Raw genomic sequence first — 20,655 nt, 5'->3', positions numbered from 1 at the left:
GGCGGGCACCATGGCGCGGGACGGGTCGATCGTCCGCCCCGCGTCCAGCCGGGGGTCAGCCTTCGGCAACGCGCGCGCCCATTCCCTCAGCCTTTTCTGGGGCGATCATGCGCACGCGGGTGGTGGATGGACCATGGGTCCGTTCGTTCAATCCCGTGGACATTCCAGACCTTCCGATCGCCCTCCGGCCCTGCGGAAATGAGATCCAGCCGCCGGGGACGGAGCGTTCTCGCTGACTATGTTCACTCACACAAGCCCGCGAACGTCATGCTCCGAAATTTGGTCGGCCTTTGACTCGGCGATGATTACGCGTGATCGGTCCAAGGCGGGGATCATTTTGCCTAATTGTCCGCCGGTCAGGGCTGGGCAAACCCGGGGCCACCTAGCTTGACCGAACGTTGGCGATCACGGATTTTTGTGCGTTGAGCTCCGGGGAACTGTGCTGGAAGTCGCCCCGCATGGTGTCGCCGTCGATCACGATTTGGGCCATTGCTCGCGATAGGAGAAGCATCCATGGACACGCCGCCGACGTCGGAGGCCCACGGTGAGCCGCGGCGTCCGCCGTCGGAACGAATAAAAGAAGGTGGCCTGGCGATCCTCCGCGGCGTGGCCCAGGTCGACTTTCAGCCCAGTTACTGGACCGGCATCATCTTCCTCATCGCCCTTTTCGTCGCCGGCTGGGAGTTCGGTGCCTTCGCGCTGCTCGGCTGCGTCACACAGACCCTCACCGCCTGGCTGTTCAGGGTTCCCTGGAAGCGCGTCTCGATCGGCCTCGAAGGGTTCTCCGGGACCCTCGTCGGTGTCGGCCTGGTTCTCTACCTCGGGACGAGCTGGGTGACGGCCCTCGTGGTCATCGGTGCCGCGATCGGGGCCAGTCTGGTCAATTCCGCGCTCGTCGTCCTGCTCAAGCAGTACAACCTCCCGGCCCTGACGGCGCCGTTCTGCGTGGTCACGCTGATGATGCTGATCGCGGCACCGTCCTTCCACCGGGTGTGGTCCGGCCATCCGAGCCTCCCCCCGCCGTCGGCCAGCGAACCGGGCACGGGGGTCTCCTGGAGCGATGTCTGGCACGGCTTCTTCAACGGGATCGGGCAGGTGTTCTTCCAGGACAAATGGTATGTGGGGCTGATCTTCCTTGTCGGGCTGGCGGTATCGAGCCGGACGGTCGCGCTGGCGGCGTGCGCGGGCAGTGCCATCGGCCTGCTGACGGGCTGGTGGCTCGGAGCGCAGGCGGCGGACCTCGGCGCAGGCCTGTACGGCTACAACTCGGTGCTCACCGCGATCGCGCTGGCGGGGACGTTCGTCGTGCTGAGCCCCGCCGGTGTCGCCTACGCGGTGATCGGGGCGATGACCGCCGCCGCGGCGACCCCCGCCATCACCAACACGTTCAACATCATCGGTGGTCATGCGCTGACCTGGCCGTTCGTGCTGACCACCTGGATCTTCCTGGCCGCCGTCCCGACCATGGCGATGCTCCGGCGGACCGCGTGACCGGGGCCGGGGAGCGCGCCGTCCTGACGGTCGGCGGGCACGAGAGCCTCGGAGGGCCGCACGACCCGCCGGGCGGTGTCCCGCTGCCTGGCACAGGCGGGATCCACGACCCCGGGCGGGGACTGCGAACCGCTTTGAAGGAGCACGCGCGAGCGGTCGTGGTGCCGATGACGCTGGGCCGCGATCCCGGCCTCGGGCAGACGGCCGCGCAGACGCTTGCCTGGGCGGCGCGTGATCGGCGGCCGGGCGATCTTCTGCTCGCCCCGCCGCTCGGCACGGTCACGCATCTGGTCGGGTGGATCCGGGCCGCGGTCATGCGGACCGTGCGCGACGAGGACTACCGGGGCGCGGTGCTGCTGGTGGCGCGGGCGGCGGATCCGGAGGCGGACGCGGAACTCTTCAAGGTCGCGCGGCTGGTCAGGCAGTATCTGCCCGTTCGCTGGGTAGAGGTCGCCCTGACGGACGGTGAGCCGGATGTGGCCGAGGGCGTGGAACGCTGCCACCGGCTCGGGGCGGGCGAGGTCGTGCTCGTGCCCGCCTCACTCGTCTCGCCTCACCCAGGTCACACGACCGTCCGCGTCGCCGGGCCACTGCTCGGCAGGGCGGCACTGGCGTCGCTGGTCCGCGACCGCGCGGCCGACGCGGAGCGGCGGTGGCGCCGGAACCAGGATGACGGGTTCGCCAGGGCGGCGCACCACGGCCAAGGCCACGGTCATGGCCACGGCCATGAACATGGCGACGCGCACGAACGACCCCATCACGATGATCTTTCTGGGGTCTCCAGGACTACATCTAAGGAGATGAACGCGAATGGCGAACGGCGGCTACATGTACGCGGAAGGTGAGATCGAGCTCAACGCCGGTCAGCGCAGGGAGACGGTGACCGTCCACAACACCGGTGACCGCGCGGTCCAGATCGGCTCGCATTTCCATTTCTTCGAGGTCAACCGGGCGATGAGTTTCGATCGCGACAAGAGTTTCGGAATGCGGCTGGACATTCCGGCGGGTACCGCCGTCCGGTTCGAGGCCGGCGACACCAAGGACGTGCAGCTCGTCGAGTACGGCGGTGGGATGCGCATCGTCGGGTTCGGTGGCCTGCTCAACGGGAGCATCCGCTCTTCGGCCGCGCGCAAGGAGGCGCTCCACCTGCTGCACGTGCGGGGGTACAAGGACACGGGGTCGCACGGTGGATCATCCGGAAAGCACTGAGGGGCTGGGGCCGCTGCTGGCCCAGCTGCAGCTCACCGACTCGGGCTTTCCCAGTGGCCTGTACACCTTGTCGCACGGGCTGGAAGGCCACTTCCAGGTCCGTGCCGTCCACGCGGACGACCTGCTCGGCCTGGTTCGCGATCTGGTGCGGGCGGCCGGCACCGCGGACGCGTCCGCGCTGGCGCTGGCGCACCGCGCGGTGTCCGCCGGCGACTGGGACGAGCTGGTCGAGGTGGATCGCAGGCTTTACGCGATCAAGCTCAACGAGGAGCAACGTAGGGCTTCCACCCGCACCGGACGGCAGGTCCTGGACACCGCGGGGCCCGCGTTCGACTCGGCGCCCGCGGTCCGGCTGGCCCGTCTCGTCGCGGACGGCGCGGCACCGGGCAACCACGCGGTCGTCGTCGGCGCGGTGCACGCGGGGCTCGGGGTGCCCGTCCGGAACGCCGTGGCCAGTGACCTGTACGCGTTCGCGGCGAGCTGCGCGGCGGCGGCGGTGCGGCTGGGCCGGATCGACTTCCGGCGGGCACAGGCGCTCCTGCGGGAGGTCAGGCCGGAGCTGGTCGCGGCGACGGACGTGGCGCTGGCGGCCCGGGATCCGCAGGACCTGCACGCTTCCGTCCCGGCCGCGGACGCCGTCGCGGCCGTCCACGAACGGGCAGAGGCGCGTCTGTTCATCACATGACCCGATCGACGTCCGGAGGGACGACATGGAACTGGGACAGGTATACAAGATCGGTATCGGCGGGCCGGTGGGGTCCGGCAAGACCGCCCTCATCGAGGCGCTCGTGCCGATCCTGGTCGCCCGGGGCCATCGCCCTGGCGTCATCACCAACGACATCTACACGCAAGAGGACGCCGAGCACGTCCGCCGTACCCTGGCCGGGACGCTGGACGCCGACCGGGTCGTCGGCGTGGAGACGGGCTCCTGCCCGCACACCGCCGTCCGGGACGACCCGACGATGAACCTCGCCGCGGCGGCCGAACTGCTCGACCGCTTTCCCGACATCGACGTCCTGCTGTTCGAGAGCGGCGGCGACAATCTGACGCTAACCTTCAGCCCGGCGCTGGCGGACGTCTACGTGTTCGTCCTGGACACCGCCGAAGGCGAGAAGATGCCGCGCAAGCGCGGCCCGGGCACCACTGACTCCGACCTGCTGGTCATCAACAAGATCGACATCGCGCAGTACGTGCGCACCGATCTGGCGGTGATGGAACGCGACGCCCGCGCGGTGCGGGGCGCGCGGCCGGTGATCCTGACCGACTGCCTCACCGGGATCGGCGTCGCCGAGGTCGCGGACTTCGTCGTGGAGCGCATGGAGGCGATGTGCTCACCGGCGGGGTGACCTCCGCGGGGGAGGTGACGGGCTCGGCCGGCCCGGCCCGGCGCGCTCAGACGACCCCGGCGGGCTGTGCTCCGGAGCGGCTTCCGTCCGCCGTGGCCCGGCACGCCGCTGTTCCCGACACCCTTCCCGTCGGCGCACCCGGCAAGGTCGGCGTGCTGGAACTGGAGTTCGCGCGCGCAGGCGGGCGGACAGAGCTGGTCCACCAGTTCCAGAAGGCGCCGCTGCACATCACCCGCCCGTTGTTCCTGGACGCCGCGCTGCCCGACATGCCGTATGTGATGTTCCTGTCGTCCGGTGGCGGGGTGCTGCAGGGTGACCGTTACCGCATCGGGTTGAAGTGCGGGCGGGGGACGTCGGCGCACTTCACGACCCAGGCCGCCACGCGCCTATACCGGATGGAACACGACTACGCCACCCAGATCGTCGAGCTGGACGCTGGGCCGGACAGCTACGTGGAGTACCTGCCCGCGACGACCATCCCGTTCGGGGACTCACGGTTCTACCAGCATTTCGGCGTGACCGTCGGCGATGGCGCGACCGTAGTTCTGGGCGAGAAGCTGATGGCGGGACGGCTCGCCCGCGGGGAACTCCACGCCTACGCCGCCTACTGCACGGACCTGGAGGTCCGAGACGGCCGAGGCCGTCTGCTGTTCGCGGATCCGCTCCGGCTCGTTCCCGGCGAGCATGCGGTGACCGGTACGGCCGTGCTTGGCGATTACGGGCTGATGGCCACCCTGTACGTCGTCACCAGTGCGAGACCGGCCGGCGAGATCGCCGACGCCATGCACGCGGCGATCGCCGATACGGGGCTGCGCGGCGGTGCGAGCGTGCTGCCGGGTGACTGCGGGGCATGGGCCCGGGTGCTGGGTGACCGGTCACCGGAGGTCGAGTCCGCCTTCTTCCGGACCTGGGACGCGGTGCGGCGCCTGCTGCTCCGCGTGCCCGCGCCGGACAATCCCCTGGGGCGCTGACCGCCACGGCGGTTCCTCTCCCGCCCATCATGGGGGCGGCATCGCCGAGAGCGCGCCGACCAGTTCGTCGACGTCGTCGACGAGGCCATCGAGAATCCGCCGGGTTGCGGCGAGGTCCCGCACCTCCTGGTCCGGGAGCTCGCGCGCCGTGCTGCTGCGGCGGGCCTCATGGGCGAGCCGGTCGTCCAGGTCGTCCAGCAGCCCGCTCACGTCGAAGCGGCGGGGCGACGCGGAACCGTCCGGCGGGGCGGTGCCGGGCACGCCGGCGTTCTCGACGGCGTCGGCCGTCCGGCCCAGGATGCGCGCGACGGGGTTCCGTGAGCCGAGATCCGGGGCGGTGACGCCCGCCACGGCCACGAGATGGTCGCGGATGTGCTCGCAGGCCCGGACGAGCGTCGTCAGCCGTTCGATCTGTCCGGAGTCGTGGCCCGGCTCGTTCTCCATCCGGGTCCGCAGCTCCGCGACGCCGTCGATGGCCTTGCGCGTCGTGATGAGCAAGCCGACCGGCAGACGGGCCGTCCTGCCTTCGGTCACCGCCGCCGCTGCCCGGGTCAGTTCCGCACAGGCGGACACGAGTTCGTCCACCCGTTCCGGGACCTCCCGCGCCGCCTGCCGCGGCCACAGTACGCGCGTCCCCGCCAGGGCGATCGCGCCGCCCGCGGCGATGAGCAAGATTCGCTGCAGCGCGATGGACCAGTTCGCCAGGGCGGTGAGGTCCATCAGCATCATGCTCAATGGGGTGGCGAAGACGTTCCAGAGTGTGTAGCCGACCGGCCGCAGGGTGAACGCCACGACCGCGAACAGCGTCAACGCGAGCGCGGCGTGCGGACGGCTGGGCGTCAGCGCCAGGACCAGCGCCGCGATCAGGCAGCCCGCCGCGCTGCCGGTGATCCGCTGACCGACGCGCGATCTCGTCTCCCCGTACGTGGCGTGCAAGGTGACCAGGACGGTCATCGCCATCCACTGCCCGTGCCGGATATGGAGCGCGGTATAGATCGACATCGCGAGAGCGACCATGAAGGCCAGTCGCGCGGCCTGCTGGAACCGCGCCGACCGGTCCCGGACCGCGGTGACGGCCTCCGCCGCACGCGCCATCGGACGCGCGCGAGCGGCGGGCCCCAACGGCACCTTGTCGGTGAGCGCGCCCCGGGCCGATTCCAACGCGCTGTGGAGGCGGCCGACGGTCCGGGTGATCTCCTCGGTGAGCGCGGCGTTCAGCAGGCCGTCCCGGTCGTCTCCCACGCTTCGCCAGGCTTCCTCCGCATGGTCGGCGAGATCCGGCGGCATCGGCGCGGGATCACCGTCGGTGGCCGGCCGCGTCCCCGCCAGGCCGGCGGAGAGCCGCCGCGCACTGGCCGCCAGCGCGCCGATCGCCGCCACGGCCTCCGACCGCCAGGCCGTCGGCACGGACCGCGGTAACGCTCCACCCGCGGTCAGGGCCCGTATCCGCGCCTCCAACCCGACGGACCGATGGATCATCCGCCGGAACCCGTCGATCAGCCGTTGCGGCTGAGCGTCCGGCGCTCCCGCCTGCCCGCTCAGATAGAGGCTGTAGGTGGTGGTGGCGTTCCGCATGGCCGTCGCCGCCCGCTTGCGCCGCTCCTCCCAGCCGGCGTCGGCGCCGGGCGTGCGCAGTTCGGCCGCCGCCGCGTCCAGCAACGCGGCGACCGCCTCGGCCACCGCCCCCAGGGCACCGCCCAGCGGACGCGGCCGCCGGAAGGGCCAGGGACTCAGCAGGATCACGGCGACGCACAGCGCGCCGAGGGCCATGAGCACCATGTTCTCCAGCGGATGCGTGGGCGGTGGACGGGTCGCGGTGAACAGCACGGCGAATTCCGGGACCGGTTTCGTCTGGCCCAGAAGCACCGCCCCCGCCACGAGCACGGTGATCGCGACGACGACCGCCCACGGGAAGGGGGCCAGCAGCCCACCGAGTGCTCCGCCCAATGCGATGAGCACTATGAACCCGGCCATGGACCGGACCCGCGCCGCGTAGGGGCCGGTGGGCGCGGCGAGTGCGATCAGGAAGGCTCCGATGGCGGCGAGCGTCCCCCGATCGGGCTGCCCGCTCAGATGGCCCAGCAACAGGGGCAGCCCGATGCCGAGGCCCGCCGCGAGACCGTGGAACGGAGCGCTGCGGTGCGCGGCCCGCCCCAGCCGTTCCCGTACCGCCCGCCGGTCCATTTCCGGGCCATGCCCCGTGCCGTCAGCGACCGGAGGCCGACGCGCCTCCTGGGGCGGGTCCGTCAGCGATCCGGCGGTCGGCCATGCCGTCTACCTACCAGCCGGAATGCCCGCCAACCGGCCGCTCAGCGGAGCAGCCTCGATCGTTGATGAGTCATTGTTTTCTCTTGGCTTTCGCGCACGAGAGAACGGAGATCAGGTTAACGGTCGCCGTGCAGCCGAATCTCGGCCTGCATCCTGCAAGGCCATGCCAATTAGGGGCGGTGTGCCGCTTTTGGTTGTGCTGCCAATATCCATCGAAAGGTTCGCCGATGAATCTCACACCACGGGAGATGGACCGGCTGGTCATCTTCACCGTTGCGCAGATGGCCATCAAGCGCCGTGACCGCGGCCTGAAACTGACCTACAGCGAGTCGGTGGCGCTGATCACGCACGAGATCGTGGAAGCCGCCCGGGACGGCAAGTCGGTCGCCGACTGCATGGAACTGGGCAAGCACGTACTCGGCCCCGACAAGGTGCTGCCCGGCGTCCGCGAGATGCTGCCGCTGCTCCAGGTCGAGGCCGTTTTCAACGACGGAACCAAGCTGGTCTCCTGCCATGATCCCATCGGAGCCAGCTAGTACCGCAGGTTCATGTCCACCGGCCCGATGGCGCGTCAACCGAAGCACAAGTGAAGGATCGGAATTCTCCAGGAAAGGTAAAACCGAATGACCAGCATGAGCCGCCAGAAGTACGCGTCCATGTACGGCCCGACCGTGGGGGATCGCTTCCACCTTGGAGACACCAACCTCATCGTCGAGGTGGAGAAGGACCACAGCGAGGGACATTACGGTGACGAGTCCCAGTACGGCGGCGGAAAGACCGCCCGTGACGGCATGGCGAGCGACCCCGCGTCGACCAGCGCGGTCGCCCTGGACGTGGTGATCACCAACGCCGTCGTCATGGACCCGGTGATCGGCATCGTCAAGGGTGACATCGGGATCAAGAACGGGCGGATCGTCGGGATCGGCAAGTCCGGCAACCCGCACACCCAGAACGGCGTGGACCGGCGGCTCATCATCAGCGCGGACACCGAGGTGATCTCCGGGGAGAACCTCGTGGCCACGCCCGGCGCGATCGACACCCACGTGCACTTCCTCGCGCCGGAGCAGGCGCAGCACGCGCTGAGCAACGGGATCACCACCCTGGTCGGCGGCGGCACCGGCCCGGCGGACGGCACTCGCGGCACCACCTGCACCCCCGGCCCGTGGAACCTCGCCCGCATCCTCCAGGCCTACGAGGACATCCCCATCAACGTCGCGGTGTACGGCAAGGGCAACAGCAGCCTTCCCGCACCGCTGGAGGAGCAGATCCGCGCCGGCGCGGCCGGGCTGAAGGTCCACGAGGACTGGGGAACCACCCCCGCCGTCATCGACACGTCCCTCTCGGTCGCGGACGCCTACGACATCCAGATCTGCATCCACACCGACACGCTCAACGAAGCGGGCTTCGTCGAGGACACCATCAACACGATCAACGGCCGCTCGATCCACACGTACCACTCCGAGGGCGCCGGCGGCGGGCACGCCCCCGACATCCTGCGGGTGACCGGAGAACCCAACATCCTCCCCGCCTCCACCAACCCGACGCTGCCCTACACGACCAACTCGGTCGACGAGCTGCTCGACATGACGATGGTCTGCCACCACCTCAGCTACGACGTGCCCGAGGACGTGGCGTTCGCCGAGAGCCGGGTCCGCGCCGAGACGATCTCCGGCGAGACCGTGCTGCACGACCTCGGCATCATCAGCATCATCGGCTCGGACTCCCAGGCGATGGGCCGGGTCGGCGAGTCGGTCACCCGCGCCTTCCAGATCGCCCACCACAACAAGGACAAGCGGGGCGCCCTTCCGGAGGACTCGTCCCGCAACGACAACTTCCGGGTCCTGCGCTACCTGGCGAAGGTCACCATCAACCCGGCGCGCGCCAGCGGGATGGCGGACGAGATCGGATCGCTGGAGGACGGCAAGCTCGCCGACGTGGTGCTGTGGCAGCCGCACTCCTTCGGCGCCAAGCCCTACCTGGTGATCAAGGGCGGCATGATCAGCTGGTACCCGATGGGCGACCCGAACGCGTCCCTGCCGACACCGCAGCCCATCTACTACCGGTCCACGTTCGGCGCCCACGCCACCGCGCTGTCCAGCACCTGCGTGACCTTCATGTCCCAGGCCGGCATCGAGGCCGGAGTGCCCGAACGGCTCGGCCTGCAACGGCTCATCAGGCCGATCCGCCAGTGCCGGACGGTCGACAAGCGCCACATGGTGCGCAACTCGACGCTCGCCGACATCACCGTCGACCCGGAGACGTACAAGGTCTCGGTGAACGGCGAGCCGGCCCACATCGAACCGGCCACGGAACTGCCGCTCAACCGCCTGTTCTTCCTCACCTGAACGGTGGGGCGGCGCAAGGCCAGGGCCGGCGACCGGCCTGTGGCCGGCCAGGCGCGCGTCGTGGCATGACGGCGCCGGGCCCGGGCGCTGGACCTGGTCGCCATGGTTAGGAGGCGCGGTCGCGAGGCGGATGCGGAGATGGCCGCCACGACGACGCCGTCCCGCCGGGCGGCTCAGGTCCAGCAGGGTGGCGCGCGGGCGGCCGTGCTGGGGGGTCAACGATGGCCTGGTCAGCGTGCTGTGCATCATCCTCGGTGTGGCGGGCGCCGGGTCGGGGCAGACCGCCGTGCGGCTCGCCGGGGTCGCGGGCATGGTGGCGGGCGCGGTCTCGATGGCCGCCGGGGAGTGGATCTCGGTGACCGCGCAGGTCGAGCTGTTCAAGGGTGTTCTGGGGGATCTGCGCCGTATCGTCCGAGATCAACCGGGCGTGGTGATCGGCAGGCTGGAGGAGATGCTCCGGGAGGCCGGGCTGTCGTCCGGTTCGGCGCGCGCGGCGGCGCGCGAAGTCGCGAGCGACGAGGGGACGCTGTTCTCGACCTCGGCGCGCCGCGTGGTGGGCATCAATCCGCAGGAACTCGGTTCGCCCTGGACGGCCGCGGTCTCGTCCTTCTTCCTGTTCGGGCTGGGATCACTTGCGCCGCTGCTGCCGTGGTTCTTCATCGGCGGCTCGACGGCCGCCGTGCTGTCGATCGTCGCCACCGGCGCGGCGGCCTGGTGGTGGGCGGGGTGGTCGCCCGCTCAAGCGGCCGCTCCGTCCTGCATGGCGCGGTCCGCCAGCTCCTCATCATCCTGTTGGCCGCCGTCGTCACCTACTACACCGGTGTCCTGTTCGACGCCACCTGGCATGCCGGATCGCGATTCGGCGAGTGACGGGGCGTGGACTGGGTGTCGCGGTGGTGCGACGCTACAAGCATGAGCGGGTTATCTGGGGACACGGGGCTGCGGATGCGGGAGCGGGCGTGAGCGCCGGAGTGCGGAGACCTGCCTTGGTGCTGATGGGGTCCGGTGAGACCGCTCCGACGATGGTGAGCGTGCATCGGGACGTGGTCGCCCGCTGGGGTCCCGCGTCGGCGGTATTGCTGGACACGCCGTACGGCTTCCAGGAGAACGTCGCGGAGATCTCGGCGCGGGCGCAGACCTACTTCGAGCGCAGTGTCGGATTGCGGGTGGGCGTCCCATCCGGTCTGCGTGGGGCGGCCGAGATCGGCGCGGATGCGCGAGGAGAAGGGACCGGGGTCCGCTCCGACGCGGGCTTGGCGGCGGTGCGTGGTGCGGACTGGGTTTTCGCGGGTCCGGGGAGCCCGTCGTACGCGCTGGCGCAGTGGCGGGGTGGACCGGTGGGCGACGCGCTTGTCGATCACGCGCGGACGGGACGCGCCGCCCTGGTGTTCGCCTCGGCGGCGGCGTGCACACTGGGCGCATACGTGTTGCCGGTCTATGAGATCTACAAGTCCGGAACGCGTCCGCACTGGCTGGAGGGCCTGGACGTCCTCGGCCGACTCGGGCTGAAGGTCGCGATGATCCCGCACTACGACAATGCCGAGGGCGGCACTCACGACACCAGTACTGCTACCTGGGCGAGCGCCGGTTGCGGATGCTGGAGCGGGAGCTGCCGGACGACGCGGCGGTGCTCGGCCTGGACGAGCACACAGCGGCGTTGGTCGATGCCTGCCGTGATGTGGTGGAGGTGCGTGGCCGCGGCGTCATGACCGTCCGGCGGTCGGGGGAGAGCGTGGTCGTCCCTTCGGGGGAGTCGATGAGCCTGACTGATCTGCGTGCGCTGGTGCGCGGTGAAGCCGCGCGACGGGCCGCCCGGCCCGCAGACGAGGAAACGGGATCGGCGGTGCCCCTGGCGACCTTGCGGGATACCGTCGCCGGCTGCGAGCAACGCTTTGAAGCAGGGGTCCGCGAGCGTGACGCCGAGGCCCTTGTGCAGGCCGTGCTGGACATCGACGCCGCCGTGGCCGAATGGGCCGGGGACACTGAGGGGGACGAAGGCGGCACCGAATGGGCCAGGGGCGTGATGCACAGCCTGGTCGTCCGGCTCGGCCAGACGGCGAGCCGTGGCCTGGTCGGAGTGGAGGTGCACGACGCACCGGAGGCAACCCACTGGCGGCAGGGCGCTTCGTGAGGAAGGCGCGGCGAGCATTCTGCGCATGACATGCTGTTGCGATGGGGGTGCAGCAAGAGCGTGCAGGGGATTCGGTGGTGGTCGTGGAGGTGCTCGCCCTTCGCGTCGCCGATGACGGCGGCCTGGCGTTCCGCGTGCTGGAGGGGGTAGTGCGCGGTGGACGGCATCCGGACGCGGTCGCGCGGGAGCTGGTGGAGCTGCCCCGTGACACCGCCGCGCATCTGCTGCACTCGACGAGCTGGCGGCATGATCCGTCCGGACGCGTGCTGCTCACCTACGCCTGCTGCCCCGACCCGCGGCCCGATCTCAGGGCCGTCCCGCTGACCGTCCGGACGCTGGCCCGCGGCGCCGGTCCGGCGAGCCCGTCGCCGGACGGGCCGCGTATCGAGCAGGTGGCCGCGCACGCCGTCCGCCACCTGGCGTTCCTGTGGCATACCGATGCCGTAGCCCGCCAAGTGATCGAGTGGGTTCCGGGACTGACCCGCATCCTCGACTCGTGGACACCGGCCCCTGCCGGTCAGCTTCCTGGTCTTGCCCGCGTCTAGGGATCCGGTTCCAACGGCAGGGCAGTGCCGGATCAGGAGAAGTGAGCGGCGAGGGCGTGCAGGGCGAGGAATGCGGCGAAGCCCAGGGCGATGCTGCCGATCGCGTTGACGGCGGCCCGGCCGTAGGCGCGGTCCTGGATCAGGTGGACGGTGTCGAGTTCGAAGGTGCTGAACGTGGTCAGCGCGCCGCACAGGCCGGTGCCCATCAGCGCTTCGACGTTGGTGCCGGTTCCGGCGCCGTGCAGGGCGCCGAGGAGCGCGGCGCCGGCGATGTTGACGCTGAGCGTGCCCCAGGGAAAGGACTTGCCGGCGAGCGACTTGACGTAGCCGTCCAGGACGTATCGGAGCACCGCGCCCACGGCGCCGCCCACGAGGACCAGCACGGTCGCCACCAGGGTGATCATGCCGCTCCCGCCCCCCGTCCGGAGTTCGTGTCCGGGTGGTGCGGGATCTTGTGCCCGAGTGCCAGCCCGACGGCGACCGCGATCCAGCCGACGACGACGCTCGCGGCCGCGTAGCCGATCGCGAGGGCCGGGTCCCCGGCATCGCCGATGCTGTAGACACCGTCGATGAGGTGCGAGAACGTGGTGAAGCCGCCGAGGTAGCCGGTCACCGCGAACGGCCGGGCCAGCGGGTGCGGCCTGCCGCTGAGCAGGTAACTCGTCAGCAGGCCCATGGCGAGGCAGCCGAGGATGTTGACGGTGAAGGTGTTCCAGGCGAACCCCGTCTTGGACGCGGGGATCGCCTCGCTGAGCAGATACCTCGCCACCGCCCCGATCGCGCCACCGGCCGCGATCTCCGCGAGGACGCGGGGCTTCAGCGCGGGCGGCGGCGGCCTGCCCTCGTGCGGGTGGAGCGCGGCGGCCTCGGCGCGCTCCCGCCGGTGCAGGTGAGGCAAGCGGTGTGCGGATGACTCGTTCATGCCTTCATGCCGTTCAAGGTCCGGACGAACGGGGTGGGCACCGCCCGGGAGGCGGCATCGAGGATGCCGGGCGGCTCGAAGACTCCGAACCGCCGACCTCGTCGCGTCATTGATCCCTCCAACCGCCCGACTCGCCTGGCGGAATGTCAAGTCAGCCCGGCACCCACATCAATGGATGGTCCCCTGTCACTCACCGAACTATGGGACTGAGCGTGTCAAACGCTGATCAATCTTCAGGCAAGCGCATTGTGGTCCTCTCTCGCTGCGGCGCGAAAAGCACTGAACGGCATCTGCATGGCGGCTGCGGAGATCTCAATCAACTGCTGGAGCTTCCATAAGCCGCAATTGGCCGGTGTGCTGGCGGGCGGTCAGCGCCACTTGTCGGCGTTCGGCTGATGCGCGGTGACGAAGGAGACCGCCGCGACCACGGCCAACACCACGGCCGCGCACCACAGAGGTGCCGCCACCGAGACCTTCCGGACGAGCAGGGCGCCGACCGCCGCGCCGAGCAGCAAGGCCGCGATCGACAGGCTTCGGCGCACGACGCGCTCCCTGGCCTGGCCGCGGTCGGCGACCAGTGCGGTGAGCGTCGTGGTGACCACGACCGTCCGGTAGTCAGGCACTTCGAGCCGGCGGACGATCGCGTACTGCCAGCCCATCGACACGGCGAGAATGGCGATGGCCATCCGGCGGTCTGAGGCGTGGACCTGACCGAGCCCGGGGACGATGAGAGCGGTGGCGATGAGAGCGCACGCCTGCGTCGAGGTGGCCGCACTCAGCAGACGGCCGCGGTGCGCGATCCCCTTGAAGACCAAGTGCCCGCCGACAGCGGCTCCGACGCAGAAGCACGTGGTCGACAGGGCGGTCAAAAGGATCTTTCCCGCCACCCCCTGACTGCCGCCAAAGCCCATGCCGAGAAAAATGATGTTTCCCGTCATGTTCGCGACGAAGACATTTCCGAGTACTAGAAAACTGACGGAGTCGACCAGTCCTGCCATGGCCGTGAGAAGGACGAGCAATGGCGGCAGCGGTCCCTGGTCACGGGATTCGGGAACTCTCATCGCCGACCCTCTGGAGTTGGGCGCGGGTCAGCCCTCGGCAAAGTTGGCGTCCGTCCCCACAGCCTGTTCCTCGTCCGTCATGCGCATGCGGGTGAGGCGGTCGACGAGGGTGCCGATGAGGTAGGTGGCGGTGAAGGCGTAGGCGCCGACCGCCAAGACGGCGACGGCCTGTTTGCCCAGGACGGCGGCCGATCCGCCGTAGAACAGACCGGGGGAGCCCTGGTCCCAGCCTGTGGCGAAGAAGCCCAGCGACAGGACGCCGACGATGCCTCCGGCACCGTGGATGCCGGTGACGTCGAGGGTGTCGTCGTACCCGGCGACCAGTTTGAGTTCCACGGCGTAGGTGCACACCGCGGCGGCGATGACGCCGATGGCGAAGGCGCCCTCGACGCTGACGAAGGCGCAGGACGGCGTGATCGCGACGAGCCCGGCCAGTGCGCCCGAGGCCGAGCCGAGACGGGTCAGGTGCCGGAAGCGCAGCCATTCGATCAGCCGCCAGGTCAGCATGCCGGCGCACCCGGCGATCATGGTGGACACGAACGCCCGGGTGGCGAGCGCGCCGTCGTTCAGGGCGGACCCGGCGTTGAACCCGAACCAGCCGAACCACAGCAGGCCGAGCCCGAGCAGCACGAACGGGATGTTGCCAGGGCGCGGCCCCTCGCCGCGCCGGAACGCCACCCCCGGCCCCAGCACCAGGGCGAGGGCGAGACCGGAGATGCCGGAGTTCAGCTCCACCACCAGGCCGCCCGCGAAGTCCATGACGCCCCACTTGTTCAGCCAGCCGGTCGAGGCGAAGACCCAGTGCGCGATGGGCAGGTACACGATGGTGGTCCACAGGACGGCGAACAGCATCCAGGGGCCGAAGCGGGCGCGGCCCGCGATGGAGCCGCTGATCAGGGCGACGGTGATGATGGCGAAGGTGAGCTGGAAGCAGGCGTAGAGCTGTTTCGGGATCACGCCCTGCAGGGCGTCAGGGCCGACGTTGCCGAGCCGCCAGTCGCCCCAGCCGATCAGCCCGAGCCCGCCGGCGTCCGGTCCGAAGGCGATGCCAAAGCCATAGAGGAACCACACGACGGTGATCAGGCTGATGCAGATGAAGCTCATGTAGAGCATCGTGAGGAGGTTTTTGGCACGGACCATTCCGCCGTAGAAGAACGCCAGGCCGGGAGTCATCAGCAGCACCATGGCGGTGCTGGTCATCAGCCAAGCGGAATCGCCCGTGTTCAAGCCTGTGGACATTCCAGACCCTCCGGTCGCCGATTCCCTCCGCCCACGTGCGAACGGGATTCATTCGACGGGGTGGCGCATTCTCGCCGACTATGCTCGCCCACACCCGGGCGGCGAAACGCTGTTCTGCGAACTTGACATACCCCTTGCTTCATGATGACCTCGGCGGGAACGATGCCAAATGAAGTGTTGAAGTTTGCATCGCTTTGGCGCTGGTCGGTGTTGGTGTTTCAATGGTGGTGGCGATGATCAGTGGATGGTGAACTTCTCGGCTGAGGAGTGCGTCGTTCATGACCTCACGGCCTGTATTCAGGCGATCGTCCGGAGCGACTGGTGAGCGCACTCGAACAGCGGTCGGTGGCGCCGGAGGCGGTTCGGCCCAGGACGTCGAAGGGACGCATCATCGCGTCCTGGCTCTCGTCCACCGACCACAAGGTGATCGGGTACCTGTACCTGATCACCTCGTTCTGTTTCTTCATGCTCGGCGGGCTGCTCGCGCTGGCGCTGCGCGCCGAGGTGCTCCGGCCCGGCCTCGATCTGATGAGCAACGAGCAGTTCAACCAGACGTTCACCATCCACGGCACGATCATGCTGCTGCTCTTCGCGACGCCGCTGTTCGCCGGATTCGCCAATGCCATCATGCCGCTGCAACTCGGTGCGCCGGATGTCGCGTTTCCGCGGATGAACATGATCGCGTACTGGCTCTACCTGCTCGGCGGTCTCATCACCGTCAGCGCGTTCATCACGCCGGACGGGGCGGCCAGTTTCGGCTGGACCGCCTATACCCCGCTGTCCGATGCCGTCCGGTCGCCTGGCGTCGGAGGTGACCTGTGGGTGATGGGACTGTTGCTGTCCGGCGTAGGCACGATTCTCGGCGCCGTCAATTTCATCACCACCATCTTGTGCATGCGCGCGCCCGGCATGACGATGTTCCGGATGTCGCTGTTCACCTGGAACGTCCTGCTCACATCCATCCTGATCCTGATCGCGTTCCCCGTGCTCGCGGGCGCGCTGGCGGCGCTGGAGGCGGACCGGAAACTCGGCGCGCACATCTTCGACTCCGCGAACGGCGGCGCGCTGCTGTGGCAGCACCTGTTCTGGTTCTTCGGCCACCCGGAGGTCTACATCATCGCGCTGCCGTTCTTCGGCATCATCAGCGAGATCATTCCCGTATTCAGCCGCAAACCGCTGTTCGGCTATGTCGGGCTGGTCTTCGCCACGATCGCGATCGCCGGACTGTCGATCACCGTGTGGGCGCACCACATGTTCGTCACCGGCCAGGTGCTGCTGCCGTTCTTCTCCTTCATGTCGTTTCTCATCGCGGTTCCGACCGGAGTGAAGTTCTTCAACTGGGTCGGGACCATGTGGCGCGGCCAGCTCACTTTCGAAGCGCCGATGCTTTTCGCCGTGGGCTTCCTGGTGACCTTCCTCTTCGGCGGGTTGACCGGTGTCATTCTGGCGTCCCCGCCGATGGACTTCCAGGTCTCCGACACCTACTTCGTCGTCGCGCACTTTCACTACGTGGTCTTCGGAACCGTGGCGTTCAGCATGTACGCCGGTTTCTTCTTCTGGTGGCCGAAGTTCACCGGAAAAAAGCTCAACGAGCGGCTGGCGAAGATTCATTTCTGGCTGCTGTTCATCGGTTTCCACGGCACTTTCCTCGTGCAGCACTGGCTCGGAGCCTGGGGCATGCCCCGGCGCTATGCCGACTACGCCGAAGTATTCGAGCCACTGAACCGGGTCTCCTCCATCTTCTCCTTCGTCCTCGGTGCCTCGACCCTGCCGTTCCTTCTCAACATCTACGTGACATGGAGAAGCGGAAAGCGAGTGGTGTCAGACGACCCGTGGGGCAGCGGAAACTCCCTGGAATGGACGACGTCCTGCCCGCCGCCCCGGCACAACTTCAACGCCATTCCGAAGATCCGCTCGGAGCGTCCCGCGTTCGACCTGCACCACCCGCATATCGGCACCGAGCACGCCGGTGCCCACCTCACCTCGGGTGGTGCCGGAGCCGGGAAGGACTGACCGATGCGCCGCCCGCTGCCGCTGGTCTGGTTGTGCGCGTCCGCCCTGATGAGCGTGCAGATCCTCTACCGGCTCAGCATCGGCGACTGGTCGGGCTGCCTCGCTCTGGCCGCGGCGGTATGCCTGGCGGGCCTGGTGGCCGAAAGTATACGAGTCGCCGTTCTCCGCGCGCGGCCACCCGGCAGGGGTCTCACGGCGGGCGGAGCCGTCCCAGAATCGGGGGAATCCGCCGTCCGGAGCTGGCTGCCGCTGCTCGGCGCCGTATCGATCACCGTCACGGTCCTCCTCTGCCTCGTAATCACATGACCGGCCGGAGGCCCGACGTGGCGCGAGAACCGGAACCGCAATTCGGAACGGCGCGGGAAGCGTTTCTGAAGACCGTCTCCCAGGGGGCCGGATGAACTACAAGATCAGCGTCCTGTTCCGGGTCATACCCGTGCTCATGGGCGCCGTATCAACCGGGCTGGGCGCATATGTACTCGCACACGCATCTGGGCCGAGCGCGCGTGTCGCGGGTCTGGTGCTGATATTCCTCGCGGCCATCTGTCTCTGTCTGTTCGCCACCGCGGCGACGATCATCAGGCAGCTCATCGGCCGTTACACCGCGCTGGACCGGCTGCTCTATCCGGTGTTCGGTTTCGCGGTCAGCTGCGTAGCCACGGGTTACGGGCTCTACCTGCTCGCCAGGACCCCCCGATCACCGCCCGATTTCATCGCCGGGCACGTGATCTTCGGTATCGGTATGGTCTGCCTGTGCGTCTCGTGCGTGGCGACGGTCTCCACCCGCTTCCTTCTGATCAGCGAGAATTCCGCACGTCCCGAGGGGGCACCACCGCGGTCACCGGCACCGTTCCGCCCGCGTACCGCGCGAATCCTGACGACGCTCCCCGCCCTCGCCGCCCTGGCCACCTGGGCGTGGGCCTTCACTCTCCTGGCCGGTGGAGGCGGCGGAGCCGCAGCGGGACGCTTCACCGCCGGACACGTGATGAGCGGACTGGCGCTCGTCTGCACCTGCCTCATCGGCCTGGTCGCCAGCCTTCTGCGCCAGATCCAGAACACCTACACCCCACGCGAGCGCGTCCTCTGGCCCGGGCTGGCCGCCGCCCTGGGCGCCATCGGCATCGTGTGGGCCCTGCTCGTCATCTCCCTGCACACCCGGTCCTCCCAACTGGCCGCGGCATTCGTACTGATCGGGCTGGGACTCATCTGCTGGAGCATCCTCAGCAAGGTGCTCCTGCTCGCCCTCGTCTGGCGGCGGAACGCTCCCCTGGCGAACCGGGTTCCGCTGATCCCCGTCGGCACGGCCCTGCTCTGCCTGTTCCTCTCGGCGTTCCTCTTCGAGTCGGCCGACCCCGCCGTGCTCGTCGCCGCCCGCGTCCTGGTCGGTCTCGGCGGCATCTGCTTCTCGCTGTTCTCCATCGTCTCCATCCTGGAGAGCGGAACCAGTGGCGAGGGATAGCAGTGTCCTCACCGGTTGGGACCTTCGGTCCGATCCGCCGCCCGGGCGACCGGGTCAGCCCGAAGCGGCCGGGTTGAGGGCGGCCTGGGCGGCGACGAAGGCCGCGATACCGAGCACCAGGTAGGCGAACCAGCGGCGGAGCCGGTCGGCGTCCAGGTAACGGGTCAGCCGGGCGGCGGCCAGCGATCCCGTGACGGCGGCGGCGGTGAACGCGGCGATGACGCTGTGGTCCAGCGACGCGTCTCCGGCGTGGGCGCCGAATCCGGCGGCGGAGTTGACGATCACGATGACCAGCGAGGTGCCGACGGCGGTGGTCATGGGCAGGCCGAGACCCACCACCAGCGCCGGGATGATGAGGAACCCGCCGCCGACTCCGAACAGGCCGGTCAGCACGCCCACGGCCGCGCCCGCGCCGAGGGAGCTGGGCAGGCAGCTGCGCCAGTCGACGCCGCCGCCGGGCAGCGCGCACACCCCGCCCTCCAGCCGTCCGGACTGCGCCAGCATCCGCCACCCGGCCGCGACCATGAGGGCGGCGAAGCCGAGCAGGACGGCCTGGCCGGGCAGGAGGCGGTTCAGCGCGGCACCGCCGAACGCGGCCGCGGCGCCCGCGCCGCCGAAGACCGCGGCGATCCGCCAGCGCACCTGCCCGGCGCGAATGCGCGGCAGGACGGCGGTGGCGGCGGAGATCCCCACGACGAGCAGGGACGCCGGGATCGCCGAGGCCAGCGGCAGCCCGGCCCCGTACACGAGGGCGGGCACGGCCAGGATGGAGCCACCGCCGCCCAGGAGCCCGAGCAGAACGCCGATGACGGCGCCGAGGGCGAGCGTGGTCAGCATGTCCCCGCTCCGCTACCGAGGTTCGTCTGCCAGTGCGGTCAAGATGGTGCGGATGTCGGGCTTACGCCCGCGGTTGTAGGGCAGCTTGGCCAGAGCGATTCCCATGGCGCAGGTGTTGGTCAGCGCCGCGACGGTGAGCCCGGCGCCGAGCGCGGCGAGCCATTTGGCCGGCTCGACGACGGTGCTGGCCAGTACGGAGCCCAGCACAAGCGAACCGGCGACCAGGCGGACCTGGCGTTCCAGGCCCAGCGCGGACGCCCGGTCGCGACGGTCCCGCCGGCGGCCTGCCAGGCGGAGATACCGCCGTGCAGGACGCGCAGGTTGGGCGGATCCGCGGCCGCCAGCGCCTGCGCGGCTTGGGCGGCGCGCTGTCCGGAATGGCATATGAGCACCGCCGGTTCGTCGAGATGGGCGCGCAGTTCGGCGCGGTGCTCGCGCAGCAGCCCCAGCGGGACGTTGTGGGAGCCGGGGATGTGGGTGGTCTCGAATTCGCCGGGGGTGCGCACGTCGATCAGGCGGGGCGCGTCACCGGTGTCCAGGAGCCGCCGCAGGGTGGCGGCGTCCAGGATGGCAGGAAGGGGTGGGGTCGTCATCAAGTCTCCTGTGCGGGGTTCAGTGATCGGTGAGGGGCAGGCCGGAGGCGGCGGCGTGGTCGAAGGCGTCGTCGATGAGCACCGCCCGGCGTCCGGCTCGCTGGAGCAGGCTGCTCGCGGCGGCGGCGCGGTAGCCGGAACCGCAGTGCGCCCACACGGTTCCGGGCGGTACCTCGCTCAGGCGGTGGGGCAGCTCGGGGAGCGGGACGTGGGTCGCGCCGTCGA

24 protein-coding genes and 1 pseudogene are annotated in these 20,655 nt (G+C 69.5%); 15 read left to right on the top strand and 10 right to left on the bottom strand.

Annotated elements, in window-relative coordinates; genetic code table 11:
• Positions 1-513: 513 nt before the first annotated feature.
• From E1264_RS23205 to E1264_RS23180, 6 genes and pseudogenes are all read left to right on the top strand, one after another.
• Entirely contained in the window at positions 514-1,491 is a 978-nt protein-coding gene (locus E1264_RS23205) for an urea transporter (RefSeq protein WP_132176908.1), read from the top strand.
• Positions 1,488-2,336, top strand: coding sequence for a CbiX/SirB N-terminal domain-containing protein (locus E1264_RS23200; RefSeq protein WP_132176906.1), 849 nt, complete (start codon positions 1,488-1,490; stop codon positions 2,334-2,336). The genes E1264_RS23205 and E1264_RS23200 overlap by 4 nt, the downstream gene beginning before the upstream one ends.
• A pseudogene (ureB, locus tag E1264_RS23195) lies at positions 2,302-2,604 on the top strand (urease subunit beta); the annotation flags it as partial. The gene E1264_RS23200 and the pseudogene ureB, both read left to right, overlap by 35 nt.
• A 73-nt stretch (positions 2,605-2,677) precedes the next feature.
• Complete coding sequence (locus E1264_RS23190; RefSeq protein ID WP_132176902.1) at positions 2,678-3,385, top strand: urease accessory UreF family protein; 708 nt, start codon at positions 2,678-2,680, stop codon at positions 3,383-3,385.
• Between the two features lie 25 nt (positions 3,386-3,410).
• Positions 3,411-4,046, top strand: coding sequence for an urease accessory protein UreG (ureG, locus tag E1264_RS23185; protein WP_132176900.1), 636 nt, complete (start codon positions 3,411-3,413; stop codon positions 4,044-4,046).
• A complete protein-coding gene (locus E1264_RS23180; RefSeq protein WP_243711116.1) occupies positions 4,028-5,017 on the top strand; it encodes an urease accessory protein UreD in 990 nt (329 codons plus the stop codon). Before ureG ends, E1264_RS23180 begins: the two co-directional genes overlap by 19 nt.
• A 27-nt stretch (positions 5,018-5,044) precedes the next feature.
• On the opposite strand, the gene E1264_RS23175 is transcribed toward E1264_RS23180, so the two are convergent.
• Positions 5,045-7,201, bottom strand: coding sequence for an FUSC family protein (locus tag E1264_RS23175; RefSeq protein ID WP_132176898.1), 2,157 nt, complete (start codon positions 7,199-7,201; stop codon positions 5,045-5,047).
• 311 nt (positions 7,202-7,512) lie between these two features.
• On the opposite strand from E1264_RS23175, the gene E1264_RS23170 reads away from it, so the two are divergent.
• From E1264_RS23170 to E1264_RS43590, 6 genes are all read left to right on the top strand, one after another.
• Entirely contained in the window at positions 7,513-7,821 is a 309-nt protein-coding gene (locus E1264_RS23170; RefSeq protein ID WP_132176896.1) for an urease subunit gamma, read from the top strand.
• 87 nt (positions 7,822-7,908) lie between these two features.
• Entirely contained in the window at positions 7,909-9,630 is a 1,722-nt protein-coding gene (ureC, locus tag E1264_RS23165) for an urease subunit alpha (RefSeq protein WP_132176894.1), read from the top strand.
• A gap of 187 nt (positions 9,631-9,817) precedes the next feature.
• Positions 9,818-10,546: a VIT1/CCC1 transporter family protein gene (locus E1264_RS23160; protein ID WP_165964325.1), complete on the top strand. Its 729-nt coding sequence runs from the start codon at positions 9,818-9,820 to the stop codon at positions 10,544-10,546.
• Positions 10,547-10,616: 70 nt separating this feature from the next.
• Complete coding sequence (locus tag E1264_RS23155; RefSeq protein ID WP_132176890.1) at positions 10,617-11,339, top strand: hypothetical protein; 723 nt, start codon at positions 10,617-10,619, stop codon at positions 11,337-11,339.
• The gene (locus E1264_RS23150; protein ID WP_132176888.1) at positions 11,225-11,761 is read left to right on the top strand and encodes a hypothetical protein; all 537 of its coding nucleotides are present in this window, start codon (positions 11,225-11,227) and stop codon (positions 11,759-11,761) included. Before E1264_RS23155 ends, E1264_RS23150 begins: the two co-directional genes overlap by 115 nt.
• Before the next feature lie 41 nt (positions 11,762-11,802).
• Positions 11,803-12,306 (top strand): hypothetical protein, encoded by a 504-nt coding sequence (locus tag E1264_RS43590; protein ID WP_165964324.1) that lies wholly within the window; start codon positions 11,803-11,805, stop codon positions 12,304-12,306.
• Positions 12,307-12,338: 32 nt separating this feature from the next.
• Here the strand turns inward: E1264_RS43590 and crcB are convergent, their stop codons facing one another.
• The 5 genes from crcB to E1264_RS43585 all read right to left on the bottom strand — a co-directional run bounded on the left by crcB (position 12,339) and on the right by E1264_RS43585 (position 15,808).
• Positions 12,339-12,710 carry a fluoride efflux transporter CrcB gene (gene crcB / locus E1264_RS23140; protein ID WP_243711115.1) on the bottom strand — a complete coding sequence of 124 codons (372 nt, stop codon included), beginning with the start codon at positions 12,708-12,710 and terminating at the stop codon, positions 12,339-12,341.
• Positions 12,707-13,228: a CrcB family protein gene (locus E1264_RS23135; RefSeq protein WP_132176885.1), complete on the bottom strand. Its 522-nt coding sequence runs from the start codon at positions 13,226-13,228 to the stop codon at positions 12,707-12,709. Before E1264_RS23135 ends, crcB begins: the two co-directional genes overlap by 4 nt.
• Positions 13,229-13,596: 368 nt before the next feature.
• On the bottom strand, positions 13,597-14,289 hold the full coding sequence (locus tag E1264_RS23130) for a YoaK family protein (protein ID WP_132176883.1): 693 nt from the start codon (positions 14,287-14,289) through the stop codon (positions 13,597-13,599).
• Positions 14,290-14,316: 27 nt separating this feature from the next.
• On the bottom strand, positions 14,317-15,528 hold the full coding sequence (locus tag E1264_RS23125; RefSeq protein ID WP_132176881.1) for an ammonium transporter: 1,212 nt from the start codon (positions 15,526-15,528) through the stop codon (positions 14,317-14,319).
• A 139-nt stretch (positions 15,529-15,667) separates the two neighbouring features.
• Positions 15,668-15,808 (bottom strand): hypothetical protein, encoded by a 141-nt coding sequence (locus E1264_RS43585; RefSeq protein WP_165964322.1) that lies wholly within the window; start codon positions 15,806-15,808, stop codon positions 15,668-15,670.
• Between the two features lie 65 nt (positions 15,809-15,873).
• Between E1264_RS43585 and ctaD the strand changes: the two genes are divergently transcribed.
• The 3 genes from ctaD to E1264_RS23110 all read left to right on the top strand — a co-directional run bounded on the left by ctaD (position 15,874) and on the right by E1264_RS23110 (position 19,000).
• Positions 15,874-17,541, top strand: a complete 1,668-nt coding sequence (gene ctaD / locus E1264_RS23120; RefSeq protein ID WP_243711117.1) for a cytochrome c oxidase subunit I — start codon at positions 15,874-15,876, stop codon at positions 17,539-17,541.
• Positions 17,542-17,544: 3 nt separating this feature from the next.
• Positions 17,545-17,847: a hypothetical protein gene (locus E1264_RS23115; protein WP_132176877.1), complete on the top strand. Its 303-nt coding sequence runs from the start codon at positions 17,545-17,547 to the stop codon at positions 17,845-17,847.
• A gap of 91 nt (positions 17,848-17,938) precedes the next feature.
• The gene (locus E1264_RS23110) at positions 17,939-19,000 is read left to right on the top strand and encodes a DUF2776 family protein (protein WP_132176875.1); all 1,062 of its coding nucleotides are present in this window, start codon (positions 17,939-17,941) and stop codon (positions 18,998-19,000) included.
• 54 nt (positions 19,001-19,054) lie between these two features.
• On the opposite strand, the gene E1264_RS23105 is transcribed toward E1264_RS23110, so the two are convergent.
• The 4 genes from E1264_RS23105 to E1264_RS23095 all read right to left on the bottom strand — a co-directional run.
• Positions 19,055-19,837 (bottom strand): sulfite exporter TauE/SafE family protein, encoded by a 783-nt coding sequence (locus tag E1264_RS23105; RefSeq protein WP_132176873.1) that lies wholly within the window; start codon positions 19,835-19,837, stop codon positions 19,055-19,057.
• A 12-nt stretch (positions 19,838-19,849) separates the two neighbouring features.
• Complete coding sequence (locus E1264_RS45420; protein WP_243711113.1) at positions 19,850-20,044, bottom strand: hypothetical protein; 195 nt, start codon at positions 20,042-20,044, stop codon at positions 19,850-19,852.
• A complete protein-coding gene (locus tag E1264_RS23100; protein WP_243711112.1) occupies positions 19,957-20,430 on the bottom strand; it encodes a rhodanese-like domain-containing protein in 474 nt (157 codons plus the stop codon). The genes E1264_RS45420 and E1264_RS23100 overlap by 88 nt, the downstream gene beginning before the upstream one ends.
• Before the next feature lie 19 nt (positions 20,431-20,449).
• On the bottom strand, positions 20,450-20,655 hold a 206-nt coding region (locus E1264_RS23095), incomplete at its 5' end, for a rhodanese-like domain-containing protein (RefSeq protein WP_132176871.1).

Source organism: Actinomadura sp. KC216, assembly GCF_004348535.1.
GTDB lineage: Bacteria > Actinomycetota > Actinomycetes > Streptosporangiales > Streptosporangiaceae > Spirillospora.
Note: the sequence above shows the minus strand (reverse complement) of the source record. Positions and strands in the feature narration are given on the sequence as shown.

Excerpts from the sequence above, each read along its gene's own strand:
- E1264_RS23205 (WP_132176908.1), top strand. The coding sequence starts at position 514 with ATGGACACGCCGCCGACGTCGGAGGCCCACGGTGAGCCGCGGCGTCCG.
- ureG (WP_132176900.1), top strand. The coding sequence starts at position 3,411 with ATGGAACTGGGACAGGTATACAAGATCGGTATCGGCGGGCCGGTGGGG.
- E1264_RS23175 (WP_132176898.1), bottom strand. The coding sequence starts at position 7,201 with ATGGACCGGCGGGCGGTACGGGAACGGCTGGGGCGGGCCGCGCACCGC.
- E1264_RS23170 (WP_132176896.1), top strand. The coding sequence starts at position 7,513 with ATGAATCTCACACCACGGGAGATGGACCGGCTGGTCATCTTCACCGTT.
- ureC (WP_132176894.1), top strand. The coding sequence starts at position 7,909 with ATGACCAGCATGAGCCGCCAGAAGTACGCGTCCATGTACGGCCCGACC.
- E1264_RS23150 (WP_132176888.1), top strand. The coding sequence starts at position 11,225 with ATGCTGGAGCGGGAGCTGCCGGACGACGCGGCGGTGCTCGGCCTGGAC.
- E1264_RS43590 (WP_165964324.1), top strand. The coding sequence starts at position 11,803 with ATGGGGGTGCAGCAAGAGCGTGCAGGGGATTCGGTGGTGGTCGTGGAG.
- crcB (WP_243711115.1), bottom strand. The coding sequence starts at position 12,710 with ATGATCACCCTGGTGGCGACCGTGCTGGTCCTCGTGGGCGGCGCCGTG.
- E1264_RS23135 (WP_132176885.1), bottom strand. The coding sequence starts at position 13,228 with ATGAACGAGTCATCCGCACACCGCTTGCCTCACCTGCACCGGCGGGAG.
- E1264_RS23130 (WP_132176883.1), bottom strand. The coding sequence starts at position 14,289 with ATGAGAGTTCCCGAATCCCGTGACCAGGGACCGCTGCCGCCATTGCTC.
- E1264_RS23125 (WP_132176881.1), bottom strand. The coding sequence starts at position 15,528 with ATGTCCACAGGCTTGAACACGGGCGATTCCGCTTGGCTGATGACCAGC.
- E1264_RS43585 (WP_165964322.1), bottom strand. The coding sequence starts at position 15,808 with ATGAACGACGCACTCCTCAGCCGAGAAGTTCACCATCCACTGATCATC.
- E1264_RS23115 (WP_132176877.1), top strand. The coding sequence starts at position 17,545 with ATGCGCCGCCCGCTGCCGCTGGTCTGGTTGTGCGCGTCCGCCCTGATG.
- E1264_RS23110 (WP_132176875.1), top strand. The coding sequence starts at position 17,939 with ATGAACTACAAGATCAGCGTCCTGTTCCGGGTCATACCCGTGCTCATG.
- E1264_RS23105 (WP_132176873.1), bottom strand. The coding sequence starts at position 19,837 with ATGCTGACCACGCTCGCCCTCGGCGCCGTCATCGGCGTTCTGCTCGGG.
- E1264_RS23100 (WP_243711112.1), bottom strand. The coding sequence starts at position 20,430 with ATGACGACCCCACCCCTTCCTGCCATCCTGGACGCCGCCACCCTGCGG.